This is a genomic window from Mesobacillus sp. MER 48, from assembly GCF_023714225.1.
GTDB lineage: Bacteria > Bacillota > Bacilli > Bacillales > Cytobacillaceae > Mesobacillus > Mesobacillus oceanisediminis_A.
Genome location: NZ_JAMAUR010000001.1, coordinates 652714 through 678743 on the forward strand (window position 1 = coordinate 652714; position 26030 = coordinate 678743).

The 26030-nt window shown below is 43.6% G+C and carries 28 protein-coding genes; 1 reads left to right on the forward strand and 27 read right to left on the reverse strand.

The features are described 5' to 3' along the window. Nucleotides 1-218: 218 nt before the first annotated feature. From panD to M3593_RS03345, 10 genes are all read right to left on the reverse strand, one after another. Nucleotides 219-605 (reverse strand): aspartate 1-decarboxylase, encoded by a 387-nt coding sequence (gene panD, locus M3593_RS03300; RefSeq protein WP_144476855.1) that lies wholly within the window; start codon nt 603-605, stop codon nt 219-221. 22 nt (nt 606-627) lie between these two features. Continuing rightward, nucleotides 628-1476, reverse strand: a complete 849-nt coding sequence (panC, locus tag M3593_RS03305) for a pantoate--beta-alanine ligase (RefSeq protein WP_251540678.1) — start codon at nt 1474-1476, stop codon at nt 628-630. Continuing rightward, nucleotides 1473-2309 (reverse strand): 3-methyl-2-oxobutanoate hydroxymethyltransferase, encoded by an 837-nt coding sequence (panB, locus tag M3593_RS03310; protein ID WP_251540680.1) that lies wholly within the window; start codon nt 2307-2309, stop codon nt 1473-1475. The genes panC and panB overlap by 4 nt, the downstream gene beginning before the upstream one ends. A 238-nt stretch (nt 2310-2547) precedes the next feature. Beyond that, on the reverse strand, nt 2548-3543 hold the full coding sequence (locus tag M3593_RS03315) for a biotin--[acetyl-CoA-carboxylase] ligase (protein WP_144476848.1): 996 nt from the start codon (nt 3541-3543) through the stop codon (nt 2548-2550). Further along, nucleotides 3504-4712, reverse strand: a complete 1209-nt coding sequence (locus M3593_RS03320) for a CCA tRNA nucleotidyltransferase (RefSeq protein WP_251541253.1) — start codon at nt 4710-4712, stop codon at nt 3504-3506. The genes M3593_RS03315 and M3593_RS03320 overlap by 40 nt, the downstream gene beginning before the upstream one ends. After that, nucleotides 4693-5847 (reverse strand): N-acetyl-alpha-D-glucosaminyl L-malate synthase BshA, encoded by a 1155-nt coding sequence (bshA, locus tag M3593_RS03325; RefSeq protein ID WP_144476846.1) that lies wholly within the window; start codon nt 5845-5847, stop codon nt 4693-4695. The genes M3593_RS03320 and bshA overlap by 20 nt, the downstream gene beginning before the upstream one ends. Further along, nucleotides 5844-6560: a bacillithiol biosynthesis deacetylase BshB1 gene (bshB1, locus tag M3593_RS03330; RefSeq protein WP_144476957.1), complete on the reverse strand. Its 717-nt coding sequence runs from the start codon at nt 6558-6560 to the stop codon at nt 5844-5846. The genes bshA and bshB1 overlap by 4 nt, the downstream gene beginning before the upstream one ends. Continuing rightward, complete coding sequence (mgsA, locus tag M3593_RS03335; protein WP_144476843.1) at nt 6541-6972, reverse strand: methylglyoxal synthase; 432 nt, start codon at nt 6970-6972, stop codon at nt 6541-6543. The genes bshB1 and mgsA overlap by 20 nt, the downstream gene beginning before the upstream one ends. 10 nt (nt 6973-6982) lie before the next feature. Beyond that, nucleotides 6983-7783 (reverse strand): 4-hydroxy-tetrahydrodipicolinate reductase, encoded by an 801-nt coding sequence (dapB, locus tag M3593_RS03340; RefSeq protein WP_144476840.1) that lies wholly within the window; start codon nt 7781-7783, stop codon nt 6983-6985. Between the two features lie 16 nt (nt 7784-7799). Then, nucleotides 7800-8129: a nucleotide pyrophosphohydrolase gene (locus tag M3593_RS03345; protein WP_251540682.1), complete on the reverse strand. Its 330-nt coding sequence runs from the start codon at nt 8127-8129 to the stop codon at nt 7800-7802. A 317-nt stretch (nt 8130-8446) separates the two neighbouring features. On the opposite strand from M3593_RS03345, the gene M3593_RS03350 reads away from it, so the two are divergent. Then, on the forward strand, nt 8447-9319 hold the full coding sequence (locus M3593_RS03350; RefSeq protein WP_144476834.1) for a YitT family protein: 873 nt from the start codon (nt 8447-8449) through the stop codon (nt 9317-9319). Between the two features lie 184 nt (nt 9320-9503). On the opposite strand, the gene M3593_RS03355 is transcribed toward M3593_RS03350, so the two are convergent. The 17 genes from M3593_RS03355 to M3593_RS03435 form a co-directional block, all read right to left on the reverse strand. Continuing rightward, nucleotides 9504-10178: a zinc metallopeptidase gene (locus tag M3593_RS03355; RefSeq protein ID WP_144476831.1), complete on the reverse strand. Its 675-nt coding sequence runs from the start codon at nt 10176-10178 to the stop codon at nt 9504-9506. 61 nt (nt 10179-10239) lie between these two features. Beyond that, on the reverse strand, nt 10240-11034 hold the full coding sequence (gene ypjB, locus M3593_RS03360) for a sporulation protein YpjB (RefSeq protein WP_144476828.1): 795 nt from the start codon (nt 11032-11034) through the stop codon (nt 10240-10242). Between the two features lie 70 nt (nt 11035-11104). After that, a complete protein-coding gene (gene lhaT, locus M3593_RS03365) occupies nt 11105-11707 on the reverse strand; it encodes a lipoprotein heptaprenylglyceryl N-acetyltransferase LhaT (protein WP_251541255.1) in 603 nt (200 codons plus the stop codon). Between the two features lie 305 nt (nt 11708-12012). Then, a complete protein-coding gene (locus M3593_RS03370; protein WP_144476825.1) occupies nt 12013-12771 on the reverse strand; it encodes a menaquinol-cytochrome c reductase cytochrome b/c subunit in 759 nt (252 codons plus the stop codon). Between the two features lie 68 nt (nt 12772-12839). Next, nucleotides 12840-13514, reverse strand: coding sequence for a menaquinol-cytochrome c reductase cytochrome b subunit (qcrB, locus tag M3593_RS03375; protein WP_102263395.1), 675 nt, complete (start codon nt 13512-13514; stop codon nt 12840-12842). Nucleotides 13515-13517: 3 nt separating this feature from the next. Next, nucleotides 13518-14024: a Rieske (2Fe-2S) protein gene (locus M3593_RS03380; RefSeq protein ID WP_144476822.1), complete on the reverse strand. Its 507-nt coding sequence runs from the start codon at nt 14022-14024 to the stop codon at nt 13518-13520. A gap of 155 nt (nt 14025-14179) precedes the next feature. Continuing rightward, entirely contained in the window at nt 14180-14635 is a 456-nt protein-coding gene (locus M3593_RS03385) for a YpiF family protein (RefSeq protein ID WP_251540684.1), read from the reverse strand. Between the two features lie 240 nt (nt 14636-14875). Continuing rightward, nucleotides 14876-15430 carry a ReoY family proteolytic degradation factor gene (locus M3593_RS03390; protein ID WP_144476816.1) on the reverse strand — a complete coding sequence of 185 codons (555 nt, stop codon included), beginning with the start codon at nt 15428-15430 and terminating at the stop codon, nt 14876-14878. 39 nt (nt 15431-15469) lie between these two features. Further along, on the reverse strand, nt 15470-16732 hold the full coding sequence (locus M3593_RS03395; protein WP_144476813.1) for a tetratricopeptide repeat protein: 1263 nt from the start codon (nt 16730-16732) through the stop codon (nt 15470-15472). Nucleotides 16733-16800: 68 nt separating this feature from the next. After that, a complete protein-coding gene (locus tag M3593_RS03400; protein WP_251540686.1) occupies nt 16801-17706 on the reverse strand; it encodes a hypothetical protein in 906 nt (301 codons plus the stop codon). A gap of 323 nt (nt 17707-18029) precedes the next feature. Further along, complete coding sequence (aroA, locus tag M3593_RS03405) at nt 18030-19322, reverse strand: 3-phosphoshikimate 1-carboxyvinyltransferase (RefSeq protein WP_251540689.1); 1293 nt, start codon at nt 19320-19322, stop codon at nt 18030-18032. Between the two features lie 17 nt (nt 19323-19339). Continuing rightward, a complete protein-coding gene (locus tag M3593_RS03410) occupies nt 19340-20446 on the reverse strand; it encodes a prephenate dehydrogenase (RefSeq protein ID WP_251540691.1) in 1107 nt (368 codons plus the stop codon). A gap of 13 nt (nt 20447-20459) precedes the next feature. Continuing rightward, nucleotides 20460-21563: a histidinol-phosphate transaminase gene (hisC, locus tag M3593_RS03415; RefSeq protein ID WP_251540693.1), complete on the reverse strand. Its 1104-nt coding sequence runs from the start codon at nt 21561-21563 to the stop codon at nt 20460-20462. A gap of 112 nt (nt 21564-21675) precedes the next feature. After that, on the reverse strand, nt 21676-22032 hold the full coding sequence (gene aroH, locus M3593_RS03420) for a chorismate mutase (protein ID WP_144476797.1): 357 nt from the start codon (nt 22030-22032) through the stop codon (nt 21676-21678). Next, nucleotides 22025-23119, reverse strand: coding sequence for a 3-dehydroquinate synthase (gene aroB, locus M3593_RS03425; RefSeq protein WP_251540695.1), 1095 nt, complete (start codon nt 23117-23119; stop codon nt 22025-22027). The genes aroH and aroB overlap by 8 nt, the downstream gene beginning before the upstream one ends. Continuing rightward, nucleotides 23120-24292, reverse strand: coding sequence for a chorismate synthase (gene aroC, locus M3593_RS03430; protein WP_251540704.1), 1173 nt, complete (start codon nt 24290-24292; stop codon nt 23120-23122). 227 nt (nt 24293-24519) lie between these two features. Then, nucleotides 24520-25293: a CheR family methyltransferase gene (locus M3593_RS03435; protein WP_144476788.1), complete on the reverse strand. Its 774-nt coding sequence runs from the start codon at nt 25291-25293 to the stop codon at nt 24520-24522. Nucleotides 25294-26030: the final 737 nt, after the last annotated feature.

Below are 26030 nucleotides of genomic sequence, written 5' to 3' on the forward strand. Positions count from 1 at the left end.
AAAGTGAAAGCAGGAGCTTTACAGTATTTTTCTGGCTCATTTTTATACCACGTTGCTTTCATTAATTTACGTAAAAACAAGCTTTTGTGTTTTATCGAATTTATTCCATCTATTAATCCTAGTATCACCAATATAATTTCTTTATGTCATAATTTCGTGTATAGCGGCCATGTGAGATATGTATGAAAAAACTCCCGATGGTCGGGAGTTCTCTGGCTCTATAGAAATACCGTTTTCTCAGGTTCAGCATGGATCATTTCAACGATATGGTTGTTTTCATCCATCAATGCAACTTTCGGCTGATGGGTCGCTACCTTCTCTTCAGGAATGAGGGCATATGAAATGATGATGACAACATCACCCTCATGGACTAGACGGGCTGCTGCTCCATTCAGACACACTACCCCGCTGCCTCTTTCCCCAGGGATAATATATGTTTCAAAACGGGCGCCATTATTATTATTGACGATTTGTACCTTTTCGTTCGGAACCATACCAACAGCATCAAGTATATCACTGTCGATTGTGATGCTGCCTACATAATTCAAATTTGCCTCGGTTACTCTTGCACGATGTATTTTACCGTTCATCATGGTGCGGAACATGGAATGTACTCCCCCTAAAAAGTTATTCTACATTTAAAATGATATTGTCGATCAATCTGGCTTTCGAAAACTTGACTGCCATTGCGATGATGATCCTGCCTGTCAATTCCTTTAGGGATTGCAGCTCTGGATAAGAGTAGATTTCAATATAATCGACTATTCCGGTCGTATTTTCGTTAATATGGTTCTTCATCATTTCGGAAAGCTTTGCTGGATTCCGCTCACCGCTCTCCACGGCGGCTTTTGCCAACAGAAGGCTTCTGTTAAGCTCTGGTGCCTGTTCTCTCTCCTGTTCATTCAGATAGACATTTCGAGAACTTTTGGCAAGACCATCCTCTTCCCTGACAGTATCAACCGGAATCAATTCAATCGGGAAATTAAAATCCTGGACCAAACCTTCAACAACAGCAACCTGCTGGGCATCCTTCAGCCCAAAATAAGCCCTTGCAGGCTGAACGATATTGAAAAGCTTGATCAACACCGTGGCAACGCCATCAAAATGCCCCGGTCTTGATTTGCCGCAAAGTACATTCGTCCTATCAACAACGGTCACTTTAACAGAAGGATTATTTGGATACATTTCTTCTGCTGAAGGATAGAAGATATAATCTACTCCCTCAGATTCGGCAATCCTATGATCACGTTCAAAATCACGCGGATAGGCATCCAGATCCTCATTAGGGCCGAATTGGAGAGGATTCACGAATATGCTCAGGACGACAACTTCATTTTCCTTCCGCGCCATTTTCATCAAGGACATATGCCCTTCATGCAGGAATCCCATCGTTGGCACGTAGCCAATGCTGTTGCCTTCAGATTTTAATTTTTGCATTTGTTGCTGCATTTCTGTGATCGTACTGATGATTTTCATTCTCTTCCTCCGTACAATGCCTGCAATTCTTCTTCTTTCATCGTAAATGTATGTTTATCTTCCGGGAATGCTTTATGCCTCACTTCGGAAACATAGGCACCAAGCCCGGCGGTAATTTGTTCATTCACATTCGTATATTGTTTCACGAATTTTGGGACACGGTCCACTCCATACGTGATAATGTCATGATAGACAAGTACCTGGCCGTCGACTTCCGCGCCAGCGCCAATACCAATTGTCGGGATTGATAGACCTTTGCTGATTTGTTCAGCAAGTTGCTTAGGCACACACTCGAGCACTACGGCAAACGCACCTGCTTCTTCACATTTTTTTGCATCTTCGATCAGCTTTTTGGCAGCATCTGCACTTTTTCCCTGGACTTTGTATCCTCCAAGAACACCAACAGATTGTGGTGTCAGGCCAAGATGTGCAACAACCGGTACACCTGATTTCGTAAGTGCGCTGATATGATCTATAACCTCGTCAGCACCCTCAAGTTTTACGGCATTCGCCCCAGTCTCCTGCATGATTCTGGCACCATTTAATAATGTGTCTTTGATTGACAGATGATAGCTCATAAATGGCAAATCGACAACAATGAAGGTATTGCCTGCTCCGCGCCGGACGGCTTTTGAATGGTGGACCATATCCTCCATTGTCACTGGAATCGTGGAATCATACCCCAGCACGACCATGCCCAATGAATCTCCAACGAGAATCATGTCAGCTTCTGCCTGTTCAGCATGTTTTGCCGATGGATAGTCATAGGCTGTCACCATGACAATCTTGCTGCCACTTTGCTTCATTTTCAAGAAATCCGTTGTTTGTTTCATTTCCATTCCTCCTTTTCTGAAGAGGAGATAAAACAATCCATCAATGCAAGACACTAAAAAAGGACCCATCTATGCCAGAAGGACCCTTTGAAGCCGCATTTGTTTCATCCCTCTGTCCCAGTCCGCAATCGGATCCAGGCAGAACTATTTTTATTTAATCATCACTTCAGGTGCAGTTCTCTCGATACCGCCCAGATTGATTATAGCAAAAGACTGCTTTTTTGGCTATATAATGAAATTATCCGTCTATTTTGATATCTGCAGAATAAATATTGTGGACAGCACCTGCAGAATCTTCAATCAAGAGAACACCATCTTCTGTTATTCCAGTAGCTTTTCCCCTGATTTCCCCCGTAATCGTACGGGCAATGATCTGTTTGCCAATACTGACTGCGTAACTTTCCCACATCAATTTTATCGGTAAAAAACCTTTTTCCAGATAAAGAAAATATAGCTTTTCCAATTTTTCAAGTATTGTCCTGATCAATTCTTCCCTGTCAATTGTCCTGCCTGACTCGATCGCCAGAGATGAAGCGATTGGCCGTATTTCTTCAGGAAAGTCCTCTGCCAAAGAATTGACATTGATGCCAATACCAATAATGACAGAATTGATGCGGTCTGACTCCGCCTGAAGTTCTGTAAGGATTCCTGTTATTTTTTTTCCGTTTATCATGATATCATTGGGCCATTTTATTTCGGGTAATAAACCGGTTACTTCTTCTATGGCCTGTACCACACCTACCGCGGTGATCAGTGTCAGCTGCGGGGCTTTTGGGATGGGGATTTTTGGGCGGAGCAGAACGCTCATCCAGATACCCGTGTATTTGGGTGAATGCCATTTACGGTCCATTCTTCCTCTTCCTGCTGTTTGCTCTTCTGCTATGACGACTGTTCCTTCTTCGGCATTTTCATAAGCCAGTTTATAGGCAATTTTCTGAGTCGATTCCACGCTGTCATGGTAGTGCAGATTCCTTCCCAGGATTTCTGTCTTCAATCCCAGAGTAATCTTATCTGCTGTCATATCTGCAGGTATTGAAACAATCTTATAGCCTTTTCTCCTTACCGCCTCGAACTGGAATCCTTCCTTGCGAAGTTCTTCGATTTGTTTCCATACTGCTGTCCTTGAACAGCCAGCGATGTCTGCCAACTTTTGTCCAGATAAATATTCCGATTCATTATTGGTAAAAGCATCGATCAATTTTTTCCTGATTTCTGATTGGGCGCGTTCAGCCATTGCTTTATTTTCTCCTTCTCATTTGGCACTTTGCCATAGATTACAGATCGTTCAATTTCATCAAGGGCCTGCCGCAGCCACGGGCCTGGCTGTTTTTCCATCCATGTCATTACGTCGTTCCCAGAAACTGCTAATTGCTCGCGATTCTGGATAGGCAGCATGTCATACAATTGAGTTACACCTTCAGGATTACTTCCATATTCACGAAGGGTCCCAAATACTTTTTCCGCGCTGATGGCATCGGCCTGTCCGGCCTTATAGACGGATTCCAGACTCCATTGGTTTTCAAGACGATATAATAGCAATGAATGGATCTTCTTATACTTCTTGATCTTCTGGACAGGCAGCTTCCATTCCCTCAGGAAACCGTCAACTTCTTGTTCTGACAGCTCTAATTCAAAAAGGAGCAGTACCCATAATTCCTCAAGTTCAAGGTCCGAGGTCAAATGTGATGAGAAATTCATCAGCTGTCCATTCTTCCCTTTCATACCAGGCAAATACTGAGAGATACCGCTTTTAGCCAGCAGCATGATTGCCTCTTGCCTTCCCGGTCCCAGCAGCAATTTCTCAAATTCCACTAATTTTCGTTCGACAGCTATGTTCTGTAGCAGATGGCAATGAGACGCCAGCGATTCAAAAGTCTCCTTCTCGATTGAAAAGGATAATTGGGACTGGAACCTGACTGCCCTAAGCATCCTCAATGCATCTTCGCCAAACCGCTCATCCGGATTACCCACAGTGACTATGATCTTTCGGTCGATTGCATCTCTTCCTGCGAAAGGGTCAATGATATGGCCATCTTTATCCATGGCTATGGCATTCATTGTAAAATCGCGGCGCTGAAGGTCCTCCTTCAGAGAGCGGATAAAAGAAACGCTATCAGGTCTTCGAAAGTCAGTATAGCCTGCTTCAGATCGAAAAGTGGTAACTTCATAATGGCTCCGGCCGTGATGGACCAGAATGGTTCCATGCTCAATCCCCACGTCAACGGTCTTGCTGAAAATCCGCTTCAATTCCTCCGGCAAAGCGGACGTAGCAATGTCAACATCAGCTATTGAACGGCCAAGAAGGTGGTCCCTGACAGATCCACCTACAAAATAAGCCTCAAAACCAGCATTTTCAATCCTTTCAATTACGGGTGCTGCCTCTTTAAATAGATTTGGGATCATCTTCATCATTCTCCAGCAGGCTGTAATAAATGTTTTCGTATTCTGACACGATTTGTTCGGCGCTGAAATCTCTTTCAGCCCGTTTCAGGGAGTTTGCGGCAAATCGTTTATGAGCTTCGGGATTTGCAAGGATTTCTACCGCCTTTTCAGTAATCTCAGCAATATTTCCCAGCTCACAAATATAGCCTGTCTCACCATCGACAATTACCTCCGGAATGCCACCGACGTTTGTTCCGATGCAGGGTACGCCGCAAGCCATTGCTTCAAGGGCTACAAGTCCAAAACTCTCTTTTTCGGACAAAAGAAGCATTAAATCACTCAATGAATAAAGTTCCTCCACCCTTTCCTGTTTTCCAAGCAGCAATACTTGATCCCGAACCCCCAACTCGCTGGCCAGGCTGCATACCTTCTTCATTTCAGGACCGTCCCCGACAAGCAACAGCTTTGCCGGAAGCTTTTCGGCAATCCCTGCAAATGCTCTGATCACATCAGGAACTCTTTTGACAGGACGGAAGTTGGAAACATGGATGATTACTTTTTCGTCAGGGAGAATCCCGAATTGATCCCTGAGGTCGGACGTGTCCACCCTTTTGTTGACGCGAGTATCAATAAAATTGTATACACAGTCAATTTCTTTCTTTGGTTTGATTAAATCGTAAGTTTGTTTAATCAATGATTCAGAAACAGCCGTTACATAGTCAGACTTTTCGATTCCGAATCGGATGGCATCTGTCAGTGATGGGTCATATCCAAGCACGGTAATATCGGTTCCATGGAGGGTTGTAACGATTTTCAAATCCCTTCCGCTCATCTGTCGTGCCAGGATCGCACAGACAGCATGGGGTATAGCGTAATGAACATGCAGGACATCCAAATTCTCCAGGACGGCTACCTCTGCTATTTTACTTGCCAGTGCGATATCATATGGAGGATATTGAAACACTGAGTATTGATTGACTTCGACCTCATGCGAGTAAATATTTCGATACATCTTTTTCAGCCGGAAAGGGAGACTCGAGGAGATGAAGTGAATTTCATGACCTTTTTCAGCCAGCAGCTTCCCAAGCTCTGTCGCGACAACACCTGAACCTCCTACTGTCGGATAACAGGTGATGCCAATTTTAAGTTTCTTCATTTTTCTTCCCCTAACAAATCGTTATGGATCAGCAGCGGTTTTTTGGACATGAAGCCTTCAGCGAAACTCACGCCTGCTTCCTTGCCGAATAACCTTTCCCGGGCCTCAACTGTTTCGATATAGCCGTTCACAAGCGGTGTCTCAAAAGTAGAGTCGCTTTTCTTGAACTGGCTTTCATAAGCATTAAGGGCATCAATTTTTTTATCCATAAAATTAGATACATCCACAACAAAATCAGGCTTATGAAAACCATTGATCATATAGAAATATAAGGCTTTCGGCCTGTGGGCATCCAGCCCCGATTGTTCATCATATTTTCTGACGGCTGCCGAAAAGACCGCCTCCTCGACAAGGCGCGCACAGCTGCCATGGTCAGGATGACGGTCATCAAAATAGGGTGCAAAGACCAATTCCGGGCGATCCCGCCTAATCACTCTAACGATTTCCTTTATGTATTCATCCTTAAGGAACAGGCCTCTATCCGGCAGGTCAAGTGTTTCCCTCTTCCGAACTCCAAGGATATCCGCCGCCTCTTTCGCTTCCTGTTTCCTTATCTCTACACTCCCATTTGAAGACATTTCTGCGTTTGTTAAATCACAAATCCCCATTATTTTTCCTTTTTCAGCATATTTGGCGATCGTTCCGCCCATGCCGATTTCAACATCATCTGCGTGGGCGCCAAAAGCCAATATATCAAGCTTGATTGCTTCCATTTTTATCACCAGATTTCTCTTTCACTATGTTTCTCCAATCAAGGTCGCCTCGCTCGATTCCTTTTACGAGTATTTCGGCCGTTCCCATATTGGTTGCCAAGGGTACTGCGTATACATCACAAAGACGGACAAGGGCAGTGACATCAGGTTCATGCGGCTGGGCCGTCAGCGGATCCCTGAAAAAAAATACAGCGTCCATTTGATCGTTTGCGATCCGTGCGCCGATTTCCTGGTCTCCGCCCAGCGGACCTGACTGGAATCTTTGGACCTCTAACCCGGTTGCTTCAATGATCCTCAAACCAGTAGTGCCCGTCGCAAATAATGTATGTTTTTCAAAGATTTCTTTATATGCGACTGTAAACCCCACTAAATCATCCTTTTTCTTATCATGGGCGATTAAGGCAATATTCATAAGCTCTCCCCTATTCAATGATATTCTCTAATCCATAAACAAAAGCATCCATTTTCATCACAGAATCAACAGCCAGCTTTACTCCTGACATAAAAGAGCTGCGATTATAGGAATCATGGCGGATTGTGAGCGTTTGTCCATCAGCGCCAAACAGAACCTGCTGGTGGGCAATCAGACCAGGCAGCCTTACTGAATGGATATGCATCCCTTCATAATCAGCACCGCGGGCTCCCTTTAGTGTTTCTTTTTCGTCCTGATGTCCCTGTTTTTTTGCTTCCCTGACATCAGAAATCATCTGTGCTGTTTTCACTGCGGTCCCTGAAGGGGCATCAAGCTTCTGGTCATGATGAAGCTCAATGATTTCCACATCATTGAAATACTTTGCGGCCATTTGTGAAAATTTCATCATCAATACAGCCCCGACAGCAAAGTTTGGCGCAATGATACAGCCTGTTTCCTGTACAGCACAAAGCTTCTCAAGTTCAGCAAGGTCTTCATCCGAAAAACCAGTTGTACCGACTACAGGACGGACTTTGTATTTCAAAGCCGTTCTTGTATGGAACATACCCACTTCTGGAGTGGTCAGATCAATCAGGACATCTGGTTCCGTCTCCTGGAGACATTTCTCGAAATCAGTGTAAATCAATGCTTCACTTTCCGGAAAACCATCAAGTTCACCAATTCTGAGTCCTTCATGTTTTCGGTCGACCGCTCCCACCAATTCATACCCTTCCGTTCCAAGGACGAGATTGACGGCTTCTTTACCCATCCTTCCCCGTGGACCTGCAATGACAATTTTAACTTTTTCCAATATAATCCCGCTCCTTTTAGCTGTCTTTCCTTGTCCAGCGACCTTTATCCCTTGTATTGAATTTTTCCATGACCCTGTTGTGTGCTTCTTCAAGGTCTATATTCAGCGAGTTGGCGAAGCAAATCATCACGAACAACATGTCTCCCAACTCTTCTTCAATTGTTTTTTCCTCTTCCTCTTTTTTCTTAGGTTTTTCTCCATAGTAATGGTTGACTTCTCGGGCCAGTTCACCTAGTTCCTCGGTCATCCGTGCCGTCAAAGCAAGTGGACTGAAATATCCTTCTTTAAACTGGCTTATATAAGCGTCGACTTCCTGCTGGAGTTCTTTCATCGTCTTGTTACTCAAAAGATTCACCCAACCTTTTTATGTATGCTTTTCTATATCGATGTTAGCTTAACGGAGTAGCTTTGACAAATATTTTTATTTCGAGTTAATTTTTCTGCTGCATGTATATTGCTGGACAATTTGCTTTTCATTTCGCAGCTATTACTTTCTCTATCAATCAAAGATCTCGGGTTACTCTCTGAAAATAAGGGAGGAAACAAAGAAAATTCCGACTCTTATTGCCCCTCCTGTAAAAGATTGCCCTTGCTTGCTATATTTTATATAATATAAGCGCTTCAATCAGGAGATTTTATTCCTGGCACTAGGAGGGAATTCATTTGCTTAATGGCCTGAAAATTAAAAACATCTTGTTCATTTTACTTGGTTCCGCTATTTTCTCGTTCGGACTTGTTCATTTTAATATGCAGAACAATTTGGCAGAAGGCGGTTTTACAGGGATTACACTCTTGCTTTATTTCGTGTTTGGCTGGTCCCCTTCCATCACCAACCTGCTGCTGAACCTGCCCTTGTTCTTCCTCGGCTGGAAGCTTCTTGGACGGAGTGTTTTTATATACACAATCATCGGAACTGTTGGTGTTTCGATATTTTTAGGGATATTCCAAAAGTATCAAATCGACATGCCTTTATATGAAGATTTGTTTTTAGCAGCACTGTTTGCTGGGGTTTTTATTGGAATCGGGCTCGGAATCATTTTCCGCTACGGTGGAACGACTGGCGGAGTTGACATCATCGCAAGGCTTGCGCAGAAATATTTCGGCTGGACAATGGGCCGGACGATGTTCATGTTCGACTTCGGGGTTATCACCCTATCACTCATTACATATTTAGACTATCGGGAGGCGATGTATACTCTTGTCGTCGTATTTGTCGGAGCCAGGGTAATTGATTTCATGCAGGAAGGTGCTTATGCCGCAAGGGGCGCCATGATCATTTCCGATAAAAACGAAGAGATTGCTGCGAAAATCATGAAGGAAATGGACCGGGGAGTCACCAGTTTAAAAGCAGTAGGTTCCTATACGAAGGCTGAAAGAGATGTCCTTTACTGTGTTGTCGCAAAAAACGAAATCGTCCGCCTAAAGACAGTGATTAACTCAGTGGATCCACACGCTTTCGTATCTGTTACGGTCGTCCATGATGTCCTTGGCGAAGGATTCACACTTGATGAGAACAAACTTCCTATAGAAAGATAAAAAGCGCAAGCGCCTTGGTCAGCCCCGACAAGCGTTGGAGGGCCGACCAGTGAAGTCGTTCTTTTGACTTCATTGGGCGGACCGAAACGTCTCGAGGGGCTAGGCGCTGGAGCTGGACTATTCTCAAAGTCTATATTATACTTTCTTATCTCACTAAAAAAAATCCGGACAAGTCCGGATTTTTTTAGTCTTCACTAGTCATCCCAGTGTAGATCATTACTAGTCGCAACAATTCCAGCACCGCTACAGCTGCGGCTGCTACATAAGTCAAAGCTGCTGCATTCAATACTTTCTTCGTTTCTCTTTCTTCATCATTGCGGATGATTCCAGCTGACACCACTTGATCCATCGCGCGGTTGGAAGCATTGAATTCAACCGGTAATGTAATGACCTGGAATACAACGGCAGCTGCCATGAAAAGAATTCCCAGCAGAAGCATTCCGCTTAAGTTTGCAAAAATTCCGATCAGGATCAATATCCATGAGAAGTTTGAACCAAGACTTGCCACTGGCACAAGCGCATGGCGGAATCGGAGGAATGCATAATCCTCGGCATCCTGGATGGCATGGCCAACTTCATGGGCAGCGATTGCGGCCGCTGCAACGGAATGACCAAAAAAGTTACCTGATGATAAGCGGACTACTTTGGCACGAGGGTCATAGTGATCACTTAAATAACCCCTGGTTTCCTCAACACCCACATTATACAAACCGTTATCGTCCAAAATTTTACGTGCGACTTCCGCTCCTGTCATCTGGGATGAAGAAGCCACTTGTGAGTACTTTTTGTATGCCCCTTTTACCTTGAATTGAGCCCAAATCGGGATCAAGATAATAATCGCGAAATAAATGAGATACATCTGTTACCTCCTCTTACAACTCTAGCTGTTATTACTATTTTATTAATACTTAAATAGGCTGTCAATTTTTTCGTTCTTTTTGGACATTCTTTGTTTTCTCACTGTTGCCTTTATATTTTCTCCAGCCGACATAAGACAATGTAAGGATGATGATGCTGCCAGTCGAAATCATGACCCACCATAGAGAAGGGTCTGCTTCATCTTCCGTCATATCATCAAAGATATTTTGCAAATCCGATTCTAGAGCCTCCAGTTCTTCCCTGCTCGAAGCTTCCTGGAGGACCTGCGGCCGGTACTGATCAATAAAGCTGACTTTTGCATCGACCTTTTGGATTCTTTCCGGATTGATATCTATTTTCATGCTTGGATGGATGACATTATACAAAGCAAGGAAGGAATTAAGATTACTGTCGAATTGATCGTTGTCACCTTCATAGGCAGCCGTTTTCATATTGTTAAAAACAGTCATGATCGGGTCTTCCATCTCAGCCCATAACGGTTGGTGGGTAGAAGCGATCGCATCAATCACCAGCCGGAATTTTGTCACCCTGTTCATTCTTTCAGCATGTCCAAGATCACCATTGGCTACTGCCTCCAATGCCTCATCATGTGCGACTGTAATGATGCGCAGTTCATCCATGCTAAACGGACGGCCAGTTCCTGTCACCAGCAAAAACTCTTCTGAAAAATGGGCCAGCAGCCTGTTTGCATCTTCATAACGGTGAAGCTTGACCATCTGCAAGGCCTGGTCTGATATATTGTCCAGTTCTTCTACAGGCGACTGTGGTTCTGCATATGCTGCGAACGGCACGATCAACATCAGCACCGAAAATAATATAATAAATTTTGCTTTCATTCCTGTCCCCCCTCTAAATACTATTAAAATGTATGAAGGGGTGGACAAGGTTAGACCAAAATTCAAGGTGTTATCTTGATCTTTTTAGCGAAAGAAAGAAGCGGCCCGGCCTTAGTCCGAAGTAATATCCCACCGCAATCGAGAAAATACTCAGCCAGAATGTAAAGTATCCTATCTGGTCCATGTATAAATCTAGCGTATGGTACCTTGGCATCATTCCAAAAACATAATCGATGATTTCATTATGCAGGACGACCACAGCAGCAACAATCAGATGCCACGGTTTCATCCGATAGAAAGGAGCATAAAGGACTCCTTCCACTGCCATGGCAAAATGTGAAGCCATCAGCATTAGTCCGATCCAATCCAGCTGCCCAGAGACGAAGTACACCATCAGATTCATGACAACCGCCCATAGGCCATATTTGACTAGGCTGACGATTGCCAACGCTTCCATTAGCGGCCAGTTCCTCCCCAACAAAAAAGCACCAAGCACGAATACAAAAAACAAGCTGGCTGTTGGACTATCAGGCACAAAAAGCAAGAAGCGCGGCGGCGTATCTACCAGCTGCCATTTATACCAATAGTATCCGTAAGCGGTACCCAGAACATTTACCCAGAATAAAAGCAAGAGTATAGACCTGTTTCCTAGCAAAGGATATATTTTCTTTATCATACGACTACTCCATTCCCTTTTTTTCTATCACTATTATTACAGTTTATTGAAAATAAACCAAGTTCTTCATGGCTCTTGTGCAAGAACAAAAAGCGCAAGCGCCTTGTTCAGCCCCGACAACCCGGAGGTCCTGGCAGTGAAGTCGTTTTTTGACTTCATTGACAGGACCGAAGCGTCTCGAGGGGCTAGGCGCTGGAGCTGGATTAAGACACCCATATGCAGTTATCCACACAAAAACGCTTTTAAAATTTCCTATACAATAAAAAAGAACCTGCAAGTTTGATTACAGGTTCCTTTCGTTATTATTCGCTTAGACCGTCGATGAACTCAGACAATGTCTTTAGTTCCTCGTCCGTTCCTTTGAAAACTGCAGGCATGTTACCTTTACCATTCTTTGCAACATCTGCGATTTCTTCAGCGTTCAATTTTGTTTCAAGCAGGCTCGGTGCTGCAGCACCGCCGGCAAGTTCCCCGCCATGGCAGGAAGTACATGTCTGTGCCTGGGCAATTTTGTATCCATCAGAATTCTTATCGATTTCCACATCCACAATCTGCCCCTGTTTCTCTGCAGCTTCCCAGTCATGGGTCGCAACTGATTCCCAAGTAAGGTAGAAAACAGAAGCGATTGCCAGCAGCATGAATCCTGTAGCAAGTGGACGCTTTGATGGACGGCGCTCAGGGCCGCGGTCAATAAATGGCGCCAGCAGTAATGCACCGAATGCAAGACCCGGGATTACCATAGCTCCAATTACAGTATATGGACCTGAAGCATAAGAATATTTCAGCAATTGATATAAGAATAAGAAATACCAGTCTGGCAATGGAATATAAGCCGTATCTGTAGGATCGGCAATCCTTTCAAGCGGAGACGGGTGAGCAATGGTCAAGCTCAAGTATCCGATTAAGAAAACAGCACCAACCATCCATTCTTTCAATAGGAAGTTAGGCCAAAACGCTTCCGTTTTGCCAGGGTATTCCGAGTAATCTTTCGGAATATTAGGCTTGCGTTCTGCAGGGACACGTGAGTCTCCTACGAACTTCATACCTTTACCACGATGCATCGAGCGATCCCCTCCTTTTTCCGTATAGTTGAACGAATCTCAATTCGCGCAACGTTTTCATTCAAATTTTACAATGGACCAGAAATACCTTGCTTACGAATCATCAGGAAGTGTGCTCCCATTAAGCCTAATAGTGCTGCAGGCAGGAAGAATACGTGAATCGCAAAGAATCGTGTCAAGGTTTGGGCACCAACGATTGTTGAATGTCCGGATAGCAGAATTTTAATGTATGGCCCAATCAATGGGACAGCTTCTGCAATCTGCAATGTAACCTTGGTTGCGAATAATGCTTTCATATCCCACGGAAGCAAGTATCCTGTCAAGCCAAGAGCCAACATTACGAAGAAAATCAGTACTCCGACAACCCAGTTCAATTCACGAGGTTTCTTATAAGCGCCCTGGAAGAACACACGAAGTGTATGTAAGAACATCATGACGATGACAAGGCTCGCACCCCAGTGATGCATTCCGCGAACAATTTGTCCAAACGCTACTTGATTTTGAAGGTAGTACACAGATTCCCAGGCATTCTTGATGTCCGGAACATAATACATTGTCAGGAACATACCGGAAAGAATCTGGATGACTGTGATGAAAAACGTCAGACCGCCAAAGCAGTACACGAACGCAGAAAAGTGATGCGCCGGGTTAACGTGCTCAGGTACCTCATGGTCTGCGATATCGCGCCACAAAGGCGTAATATCCAAACGCTCATCTACCCAATCGTAAATTTTGTTTAACAATGATTACGCCCCCTTTCGTGGTTGAGCTTTTCCTACATAAAGGAATCCATCTTTTTCTTTTGTCGGATACACATCCAAAGGTGCTAATGGCGGTGTACCAGGAACATTGGTTCCATCTTTTTCATAACGGCCATAGTGGCAAGGACAGAAGAACTGTTCAGGATGCTCCTTGTCAGTACCCCAGTCTACAACACATCCAAGGTGTTTACACACTGGCGACAAGGCAACGATTTCCCCGGCTTCATTTTTGAAAACCCAGGCTGTTCCTGTTTCTTCAGATTCATACCATGCATCTTTTTGTTTGAATTTAAAATTGACTTTTTGCGGTTCAGTCTTGATTTCTGCGATCTTCAATGGAGTCGCGATGAAATCTCCCGTGTCTTCACCCTTCAGCACAGGATCGACGGCAAAGCGAACCATTGGCATCAGCATCCCCGCAGCCATGAAACCGCCTACACCTGTTAGAGTATAGTTTAAGAATTGACGTCTTGAAACACGATGCTTACTCACGTTATTCCCCCCTCTATTCCCAAGTTAAGTCCCCAACGGACATAATTTAAACACATTTTAAAACTAGGACATAACCATGATATATCAATCTCATTACAAAATCAATATAATACTATGTTGAAAACATTTTTCGCAGTGATAAAAATAACAGAGGGCTATTTTTCATCCCATTTCTCAGTGAACAAAGATAATAATTGCTTAACTTGATCATCCACGATTGCTACCTTTTGCTGGTCATGCATCTGATCCATGGACAAGGACGGCATCCAAAGCACATTACCATTAAGGTCTTTTTCTCGATGCCTCCAGCGGCTGTCAGACGTAACATAAAAGATATGATTGAACTGCTTGTCCAATAGACTATTTTCCCAATTCTTTAAAGCGTCCAGGCTGCCCTCATCTTCCTTTATGTACACAAAATCAGGCAAAAGGAAAATTCGCCCCCGAAACTGCTTTTCCAGCTGAGATGTAAGGATGCCTGTGAACTCAGCCATTGAAGCATTTTGTTTCATGTCCTCACCAAAAGAAACTGGCAAAAGCGGGACGATTGCCGTGTCAACGTACTCAGCAGCTTTTTGATACATTTCAACATCTGCTGCCACCCATTTCATAATACCAACTCCATCTTTCAATTAGGCTAGAATCGTAAACATAGATTTCCATCTTCTGCAATCATAACCCATTGTTTACATCCATTCTATAATATCATGATTAAATACTGTTTTCGAATCGTATGGGGCGTAAATTATTTTTACGGTCTAACCTTATAATCCAGGGAAAACCCATTCGTACTCAGACTGCCAACCACTTTGAAAACGGGCAAAATAAAAAGCCTGCTATTTTTTAGCAAGCTATAAAGAGTTGACTGCACCTAATTTTTTTAATTGCTCTGTAAGATGTTCGAAGGCTTCCTGGTCCTGGCTGTCCAGTGCCTGGTCAATCAGGGATAACAATTTGTCTTTCTGGAAATTGTGGATGCTTTCCTCCAGAAATCTTTCTGCCACCATTTTGTCGCTTTCGCTGATTTGGAGCTGTCCTGGCATATAAGGGTTTTCTTCCAGCACGGCCGCAAATTGATGGGCTTTGTTTGAAGCATGGAAATTCAGTTGGATGTAGATTTCTTCTTCCCTGTTCAAACGAATATCATGAAAAGACTTCTCAGCATCGGTCGTCATCACATTTTCCTTGAAGAACCGGAATGGAACTTCATCCACGCAATGTGTCGACATCACTAATCCCCTTGGGCAATGCTGGGCATTATCCACAAAGTGTACCTTTTCCATCAGCTGATCATGGCTCATCAAGTAGTTAAGGATCCAAACACATTCCCGCCTTTTCAGCTGATAATGGTTCAAAAACCAGCGGATAAAATCCTTTTTCTCGTTGACAGATACAGGGGTTGTCATTTTTGAATCCCTCCTCTGCATAACTTAAATTTTTTTCGGTTACTGATTTTCCGTCAAACGCTCCAGCATTTCACGGAATTCTTCATTGCCAGGTTCCTTTTCAACTAACATACTTAGAATTTCGGCGGCCTCGCCCATTTTTCCTTCTTCAATTAAAAAATATCCGTAGTCTGACAAAAATTCTTTGTTGTCTTTAAAGAAAGTATATGCTAGTTGGTATTTGTTTAATGCCTGTGAATAATCTTCAATATGCTGATATGCAATAGCTGCATCCCATAGGATTTGCGGTTCTTCTTCTTCATTATAGTCCGCCGCACCGATCAGCTCCAGAACATCCTCATATCGCTCCTGCTTCAACAGAAGTTTGTTCAGGACAAGAACTCCTTCCATGAATCCCGGGTCCAGCGCAATGGCCTCCCGTATCAATTTCTCGGCAGTATCCTCATCCGGAAGCTTAAGGGCAAGCTTCCCGCCGTAAAAGTATAGATCCTTGTTGTATTCATCCTGCTCAATGCCCTGTTTGACAGCTTCAAACGCTTCCTCCGCCATTTCTTCCCGTTCATAGGCTTTGGCAAGATAGAGATATAGTGAGTGATATTCAGGGTCGAGAGTCTTCAATTCCTCGAATTTTTCGATTGCTGTTTTATTATAGCCAGCCTGCAGTGCTGTAAAAGCATAACCGAATAAAGTATTGATTTCCAGCTTTTGTTCGAGGGCTATATCGTAAAAATGAAGCGCTTCTTCAAATGATCCACCAGCACTTAATGTTTCAGCCAGCCTCTGGTTGATGTTTACCCCGCCGATTTCTTCATGCACCTTAAGGACTGTTTCGTAATATTGAATCGCTTCCGCAAGTTTTCCCTGATGAGCGTAAAGTTCCCCAAGAGCAAAATCTATCACCGATTCATCCGGTAAAATTCTTTTAGCCTCGAGGAGTTTGTTTTCACTCACTTCATAGAGACCTTCCATTTGATATAAATCAGCCAACAGAAGAAGTGCCTGGGGGAAAGCAGGGTCGTCTTTGTCTACCTTTTCGAGAGTGAGCATAGCCTCTTCTTCTTTACCGAGTTCAATTCTTGTTTCTGCTAGCAGGACATGGAGTTCACCCTCTTCTGGGTAGTTTTTCAATAAACTTTCAATCAGAGTTTCCGTTTCTTCCATAAACCCAAAACGGAAAAGCTCCTCTGAAAGCAGGAATTTCTCTTCGTCATTGCCTTGTTCAAGAATTTCCCTATATGCAGACATAGCTTTCTCAAGCTGTCCATTTTCTATAAGACTGGTTATTTCATTTACTGCGACCATTGCTATCATCCTATCCTCAAAATTAGGCACTGTCCGTTTTTTTAGTCAGGCAGTACCTTAACGTCTAATTAGTAGTTATCAGTAAAAAATCCTGGTGTCTTGATTATAACATTCTCTCCCTTTCCTGGACGATAATAAACCTCATCTCCTGCACGAATGACTTTTCCTTTGTCCACAGTCACCACTAAATGCTTGGACTGAAAAAATAACCCCTGCTCATCACGATGTTTTGTTTCTGCACTAATATTATAAAGGTTATAGCTGACTTCCCCGCCACTGTGCAGATTCGATTTCCCCGGAAAAATACCGGTTTTTTTTAAAACCGATCTTGAAACAGGGCAGCCATCCTTCAATTCTTCGTATAAGGCTGGAACCTTCTCCTTTTTCATCAAACTGCTCCAGGCATGCAGCTGTTGCTGCTTCTCTTTTTTGTGGTGGCTTTCTGAAAATAACGGGATGATCGGACAGTTGTAGGGAAACAAGGCTTCCTTGATCCATCCCCATGGCATGGTCTCCAAGCTGCACATCTCATCGATTTCAAGAAAGATAGCCGGTATCTTCAACTTTTTGCACTTGCGGATGAATTGGGGTTTCAGCAACCTTACCGGAATGGAGATTCCAAGAACAAAGTCAATCGGACTGTCCAGCAAATCACTTTTTGCCTGCTTCAGCTTTTCTTCAAGCTGCCGTTCATATTCGACTCGGACAGGTGTGAAGATGACAGTGCTTCCCTTCATGATAAAGTTCTTCAAGTAATATTCTTTCCTGTCTTTAAAGGAACCTGCCAGAGGCAAATTGGAATCATAGAGGACATGTGTAGGGGTCATGATATATTTGTCCGCATCCATCTTCATATGCTGATGCCGATTGAGTCTCGAAGTCGTCGTTATAATCCGGTCACCTTCTACAAGCATGCTAGTATTAATCAGGGCCTGTCCCTTCATGAGGTGGATATTTTCTATAATGTATGCCATAAAACCACTCCTTTATCGGTCTTATGACAAACTATGCAAAAAATCCGGGAATATAACGGCTTGTATTCCTTTTACCTCTAATAAAAGTTGTTTTCGGAAAGATTGTTGTTAAAATCCTAAAGCCGATTTTAACGTGCTATAAAGCCATTTTGCTGTTCGTTTTTAAGTGTTCAAGCTCTTTTCTCATAACAAGTCTTAATTTTATGAATAAAACTAGATCATTCAATCCCATTTAGTAGTCAATAGCAACAAAGTTTGAGAAAAGAGACTTAATAAATGAATGAGGGCCATCTTATTACTTGATGGCCCTCATTCCTGCTATTTTATTCTTGTACTAAGCTATACAAGTCATCGAAAAAACCAGGATAAGAAACGGCGACTGCCTCACTTTGTTCGAGGACGACGTCTTTTTGGCAAAGCAGGGCAGCGATTGACAGCATCATTCCGATTCGATGGTCCCCATAAGCAGAAACGGTTCCGCCGGCAAGGTTTTGCTGCCCGTAAATAATCATCCCATCCTCTGTTGCCTCGATATTCGCACCAAGCTTCTTTAATTCATTTACCACAGTATCAATTCGGTTTGTTTCCTTGACTTTCAATTCCCCTGCATCCTTGATTATCGTCTTGCCCTCGGCCTGTGTGGCAAGTAAAGCAATGACGGGTATTTCATCGATCAGACGGGGAATCAAGTCTCCTTCAACCTTTGCAGCATTTAGTTTTGAATATTTGATCCTAATATCTCCTGCAGGCTCAGCTGCCTCTTGATCATATGGTTCAATCTTGACATCTGCTCCCATTGCTTCAAGGACATCAATGATGCCCGTCCTTGTCGGATTAAGCCCAACATTCTTAAGTAGGATGTCACTCCCTGGCACTATAGCACCTGCCACCAGGAAAAAGGCAGCGGATGAGATGTCACCAGGAATATTTATATTAGCTGCTTTTAGTGTTTGGCCTCCGACTACCTTTACCGAATCTCCTGCACGTTCGACTTTGCCGCCAAACTGCGTAATCATTCGTTCTGTGTGATCCCTTGTCTTTACTGGTTCGACGATGACTGTGTCACCTTCGGCCTGCAGACCGGCAAGGAGAACAGCCGATTTCACCTGTGCGCTCGCAACAGGCAATTGATATGTAATGCCCGATAACTTCCCGCCTTTTACAATCAGCGGAGTGAACTCACCATTTTTCTTTCCATCGATTCTTGCGCCCATTTTTGACAATGGAACAGTTACTCTGGTCATTGGCCTCCGTGCGATTGATTCGTCCCCTTCCAAACGGGACTCGAAAGGCAGTCCAGAAAGGATTCCCATCATCAGCCGGATGGTCGTTCCGGAATTGCCGACATCCAGCGTTTCTTCCGGTGGCTTTAAGCCCTTGATTCCGTTGCCTGAAACAGTAACCTCATTTCCATTCCTGTTAATCTCGACTCCGAGTTTTTGAAAGCAGGAAATCGTACTCAAACAATCTTCTCCGGGAAGGAAATTCTCGATTTGGGTGGTCCCTTCAGCAATGGAGCCAAACATGACTGCCCTATGTGAAATGGATTTATCTCCCGGTACTTTAATTTCACCCTCCAGGGAGGTTTTGTTTGTTTTAAGTGTTTTTGTAGACATAATTTTGCTCCTTCAATTTACTCTGCAACAGACATCTCGAATTCCGTGTGTTTCCCAATGCATTTCATTGCTTTTTCCCGATCTTCAGGTGTCTGAAAACTGATCACCAGCACTCCATATATATCCTCACGGGTTTCAATGATTCTGATATTCGTTATGCTGATTCTCTCAATTGCCAGGTACCCGGTTACTTCCGAAATCACACCTGGATAATCGGGAACATCCACAAACAAGTCATAAAAGCTTGGAATCGCTCCCTTATCCTTTACAGGAAGACCGTCACGATATTTTTTCGCAGATTCAAAGAAATCATAAATTTTGTCTTCATCCTTTGCGGACAATAACTCCTTTACCCGTTCCATCTCAGCCTGCCAGTCATTCAACAAAGAAACCAGGACATCGCGGTTTTGAAGCAAAATATCTCTCCACATCTTGGGGTTGCTGGAAGCTATTCGCGTGATATCCCTGAAGCCACCTGCTGCAAGGCGGTTTACAAGTGGTTTCTCTTTGTCCGCCCGCGCTGCCTGATGCACTAGCGAAGCAGCAATTATATGAGGAAAATGGCTGACAACACCAGTAAGATAATCGTGCTCTTCAGGAGAAACATCCAGAAACCTGGCTTTCGTACCTGAAAGCCAGGCTTTTAAACGATCGACTGTCTCATTCATGACGTTGCTGGCAGGAGTCAAAAGATAAAAAGCATTTTCAAATAATATTTTCTTGGCAGCTGCTACCCCGCTTTTATGGGAACCTGCCATTGGATGGCCACCAATGAACGAAACCCCTTTGTCGGAAAGGATGGATGCCTTTTGGGAGATATACCCCTTGGTGCTTCCTGTGTCTGTAATAATGACTTCCTTTTTCAGCGGCAAGGATGCCAAAGTCTCGATGATCCTCCCTGCAATCGTGACTGGAGTCGCTATGATGATCAAATCTGCCCCAGAAGCTTCTTCTTCAATGCCTCCTGCCGGTCTGTCAATTACACCAAGCATCTTGGCAAGGTTCATCTGGTTTTGGTCCAAATCGTAACCTACCAGTTCTGAATCCGGATGTTTTTCTTTAATACACATTCCCAGAGAGCCGCCAATCAACCCTAGCCCAATGATCAATACGCGGCCTTCCATAAAATCCACATCCTTATTTAGATATTGCGGTGTCCACATTCAGAAATTCTTTAATAATCCCAATTACACCTTCATTTTGTTCCTTTGAACCAACTGTGACCCTTATACTTGTAGGAAATCCAAGCGCTGTGCCTGAACGGACGATATATCCTCTTTCAAGCAGGAACTGAAACACTTCCTGGCCATCCCTGTTAAAATCAATCAAAATGAAATTTCCTTGTGATGGATAATATTTTAATCCGGCATGATCACAAAAATCGTAAAACTGCTGTAACCCTTCTCTGTTTTCTCGCCTGCATTCTTCTATGAATTTCTGGTCTCCCAATGCAGCGATCGCGGCTGCCTGGGCCAATGTGTTGACATTAAATGGTTCCCTGGCCGGCTCCAGTGCCCTGATGGTATCCTCATGGGCAATGCCATATCCTACGCGGAAACTTGCCAAGCCATAGATTTTGGAGAATGTCCTTAGAATGATCAAGTTTTTATATTGCTGCAATAGGCGCATTGAATCATGGAAATCCTCAGCATCCACATATTCAAAATAAGCTTCATCAAGCACTACCAGCACATCTTCAGGAACCCGTGCCATAAATGCAGTAAGTTCTTCTTCTGTTATATGGATCCCTGTCGGATTGTTCGGCGAACATAACCAAACAACTGAAGTTTTCTCATCGATTGCAGCCGCCATACCATCCAGGTCATGTGCACCGTCCACTAAAGGGATCTCTGTAATTTCGCAGCCTTCTATTATTCCATTGTGTTTATACTGAGGAAAAGTCGGAGCAGCCATCACTGTTCTGGTTTGTGGTGAAAGCAGTGCTCTTGCAATCATCTGGATTATTTCATCAGAACCGTTGCCTAATATAATCTGCTCCTCTTTTACTCCTAAATACTCTGCAAGAGCTGTACGGAGTTCTGTAGCATAACCATCAGGATACACCGAAAATTTACCTGCATAGCCTGCAATTTCATTCCTCACTTTTTCTGAAGAACCAAATGGATTCTCGTTTGATGCCAGTTTCACGATTTCTGATAAACCATACTGTCTCTTAACTTCCCCGATTGATTTTCCTGGCTGGTACGGTTTAAGCTTTAAAAGCTGCTCTTTCCATCTCATCTTATCCACCTCAACTATCTGATTCTTTAATCCTCTATCTAATTAAAGTAATAAAGAGTATGTTTTTATCATACACTGTTTGACGGTGCAGAAAAAGTAAAAAAGGACAATTTTACAAATCCGGTCTCAGCCCAGCTGCTCCCTCAAGATATATGTGCCTGATTTCTTCCTGCTTCTTTTCAGTATTGAAATGGATCATCACCCTGATGCACATTGGAAGCGAGCCCGTGACGGATAACTCTTTCATGCACATGACCGGTACATAGGTCCAGCCTTCAAGGTTCCTTAATGCCTTTGCCGGGAAGACCGCATCGACATCATCAGTAGCAGAGATGAATATTGAGGCCACTTCACCCGGAGCAATCTTGTTGGAAGCGATCATTTCTTTTAAAAGCCTTTCAGCACCAAGAATAACTTCCCTTTCTTCATTGCTGCTTACCGTGATGGCTCCCCTTACTCCCCTAATCATCAAGCCCAACCTCCTCTTCGAATTTCTTCAGATATGACATCAATGTTCTTTCATCTATTTCAATAAGCACAGGTTTGCCGACCTCTTCCAAAAGAACATAACGAATGGTACCGCTCACTGATTTTTTATCCTGTTTCATTCTTTGGATCAACTGCCCTCTTTCCAGTCCTTTCGGAATGGACGTTTGATATCCAAGCTTTTTAAGCCAAAGCTTTAATTCATCCAAATTAAAACCAAGCCCAAGCAAATCCTTGCTTAATTCGAGGGCAAATAGCATACCAATCGCAACAGCCTCACCATGCGTGACATTTCCATAACCGGCCTCAGCTTCGATTGCATGGCCTAGCGTATGCCCGAAATTTAAAAATGCGCGAATCCCTTTCTCCCTTTCATCCTCTGCAACAAAGGAACCTTTGATAGAAATACCCTTTGTCAGGAATTCAAGCATTTGGGAATTGCTTATTGCATCCAGTGAATGGATTTGTTCCTTTAGCCATCTATAAAAAGTCTCATCACTAATCAGAGAATGCTTGATCACTTCAGCAAATCCTGAACGCACTTCATGTGCAGGGAGCGTCTTCAAGTAATCAAGGTCATAAATCACAGCGTCTGGCTGATGAAATGCACCGATCATATTCTTCCCTAACGGGTGGTTAACAGCCACTTTCCCTCCTACTGCACTGTCATGGGCTAGAATCGTGGTCGGTACTTGAATGAAACGAATCCCGCGCATATATGATGCAGCGACAAATCCCGCAAGGTCTCCTACTGCTCCTCCACCAAAGGAAATAATCAGCGACTTCCTGTCGAGTTTGTTTTCCAGTGCGTAAGAAAGACAATCATAATAAACATCAAATGTTTTAGCTTTCTCACCTGAAGGTACGATTTTTACGATGAGCTCGCTTAAACCGGCCGACTCCCGAAAAGAATCCAGATGGTGCTTTGCAACTGTTTCATCCGTTATGACCATGATTGATGTATAGCGATCTGCTGCCTTCTGGATGAAATCGTTCAAGAGATGGATCGCACCGCTCCCAATATAGACGGGATATGAGTTAGTACTTGTAACGATTTTCACCTGCTGCATTTAAAAATCCCTCGCAGTCCTTCTTTGTTCCTCGATGGTCGCTTTCAGCGTGTCAAAACGGTCTGCGTAAAATTGCTCAACCAGGGCAGAAGCAAGCTCCCACGCAATCACATTTTCAGCAACGACGGCAGCAGCCGGAACTGCGCAGGCATCGGATCGTTCTATACTAGCCGAAAAAGGTTCTTTAGTATCGATATCAACACTCATCAATGGCTTGTAAAGCGTCGGGATTGGTTTCATGACACCACGTACAACGACTGGCATTCCTGTCGTCATCCCGCCTTCAAGCCCACCAAGCCGGTTGGTTTTTCGGTAATAACCACGCTCTTCTTCCCAGGCAATTTCATCATGCACCTGGCTGCCAGGCTTCCTGGCTGCTTCAAAACCAATACCGATTTCGACCCCTTTAAATGCATTGATGCTCATAATCGCCGCGGCTAGCTTACCATCTAGCTTGCGGTCGTAATGGACATAACTGCCCACCCCGGCTGGCATTCCTTCAGCAATGACTTCAACGACACCGCCGATGGAGTCACCATTTTTCTTTGCCTCATCAATCGCTGCCATCATGTCTTTTCCGGCTTCGGTGTCGAAGCATCGAACTGGAGATTCCTCTGTTACCTCTCTAAGTTCATCCAGTGAGGAAAAGTCCTGCTTCATTGCTTTTACTCCGCCAATTTCTACAACATGTGCAACTAGCTCAATCCCTAACAGCGACAGCAGTTTTTTAGCCGCTGCACCCGCTGCGACTCTTACCGTCGTTTCCCTTGCAGATGAACGCTCAAGGACATTCCTCATATCGTGATGTCCATACTTGATTGCTCCATTTAAATCAGCATGACCGGGACGCGGTCTGGAAATCTTTCTTTTCACTTCTTCGGATGAATGATCATCCAGCGGTTCCTGGCCCATAATGCCGGTCCAATGCTTCCAGTCATTATTTTCAACCACCAGTGCGATTGGTGAGCCAAGAGTTTGACCATGCCTGATTCCTGCAGTAATCTGGACCTGGTCCTTTTCAATCTGCATCCTTCTGCCGCGGCCGTAACCCTTTTGCCTGCGCGCAAGCTCATTGTTTATATCTTCTGCTACCAGCGGCATTCCTGCTGGCATTCCTTCAATTATGGTTGTTAGCTGCGGTCCATGTGATTCACCCGCTGTTAAATATCTCATATACTTTCCCCCTTCAACTCGCTAAAGGATTTGTTTTACTATATCACACAGTTTCCAATAAATAAATTAAAAATTTCGAAATATGTATGATTCCTTTTAAAGAATGAAGCCATTTTATCATGAACCCTTCAGTCTCGCAAAAAAACCATCATGTATTATTGTCTGCAGACATCAGGTGATTTTATTTTACAAATAACAAAAGGAGCACGGTCACCCGGCTCCTCCTGTTATTTCTTCCTGTAAAAGAAAGTCTCCGCTGTCTCAAAATCGTATGTACTAGGATTAAAGATCTGTTCTGTGCTGCCCACAAATAAAATGCCGCCCTGCCTTAACGCCGAGCTGAATTTATGGTAGATGCTTTCCTTTGCATCTTCGGTAAAATAAATCAGGACATTCCGGCAGACAATCAGATCGAACGGACCCTCATAGCGGTCGGCGAGCAGGTTCTGTTTTTTAAAGGTAACAGTCCTCTTGATTTCATCAGCTACCGTATAATATGGCCCTTCCTTCTTGAAGAACTTGTTAACCATATCCTTTGGCGCTTCATTCAGCGCCCTTTCTGAATAAACACCAAGCCTTGCCTTTGCCAATACGTTTTCGTCGATATCCGTCGCATGAATCTGAATCCGGGATAGTGGTATATGCTTTGAAAGCACCATTGATAGAGTATATGGCTCTTCTCCGGTCGAGCAGGCGGCACTCCAAATTTTCGGATTAGGATTTTTGCTCAATAATTCAGGAAGGATTGTCTGATCCAGGACCTCCCACCTTTTTGCGTTTCTGTAAAACTCGGAAACATTGATGGTCATGCGATCGAGAAATTCATTCAATAGCTGCCGATCTTTGTCGAGCCCTTGATAAAAATCCTGGAAAGATGAAAAGCCTTTCTTTTGATAGAGTGAAGTCAGCCTTCTCTTCATCTGGGCTTCTTTATAGAGAGAAAGGTTGATACCTGTCTTCTCGTAGATTTTCGATATAAAGATTTCATAGTCTTGCTGCATCAGTTTGCTCCTTATCGGTACTAGAAAAATCTGGACAATTTCATTATAGCGGAAATCTTTGAGATAGGTGCACTATTTTTTGCTATCCCTATTTAGCACAAATTCCCTTTCTTAATTCAGTTAGATACAAGGAGCTTTGTGCATGAAACCCAATTATGGCTATTGTTGAGCCGAGCTAATAGTTTTTTTGGAGATACAGTGATCCAATAAGGGTTATTGTTGACCTGGTGTTACAATTTATGGATAATCAATGCTCCAATCAAGGCTGTTGGAGATAGCATATTACAGTTTCTGGATAATCAGGGCTCCAATAAGGGCTATTGGTGACTCGATATTACAGTTTTTGGATAATTAAAGCTCCAATAAGGGGTATTGGAGACACGGTATTACAATTTCTGGATAATCAATGCTCCAATCAAGGCTATTAGAGACATGATATTACAATTTCTGGATAATCAATGCTCCAATCAAGGCTATTAGAGACACGATATTACAATTTATGGATAATCAGTGCTCCAATCAAGGCTATTGGTGACATGTTATTACAGTTTCTGGATAACCAGTGCTCCAATAAGGGCTATTGGTGCCCCGATATTACAGTTTTTGCAAAACAAGTGCCCCAATAAGGGCGGTAGGTTACTTTATATTACATTTTTTAGAAAATAACTGCTCCAATGAAGTCTATCGGTGCCTCGAACCCCGTTGGGTCCACAATGATGCCAATCGATAATCCGAAA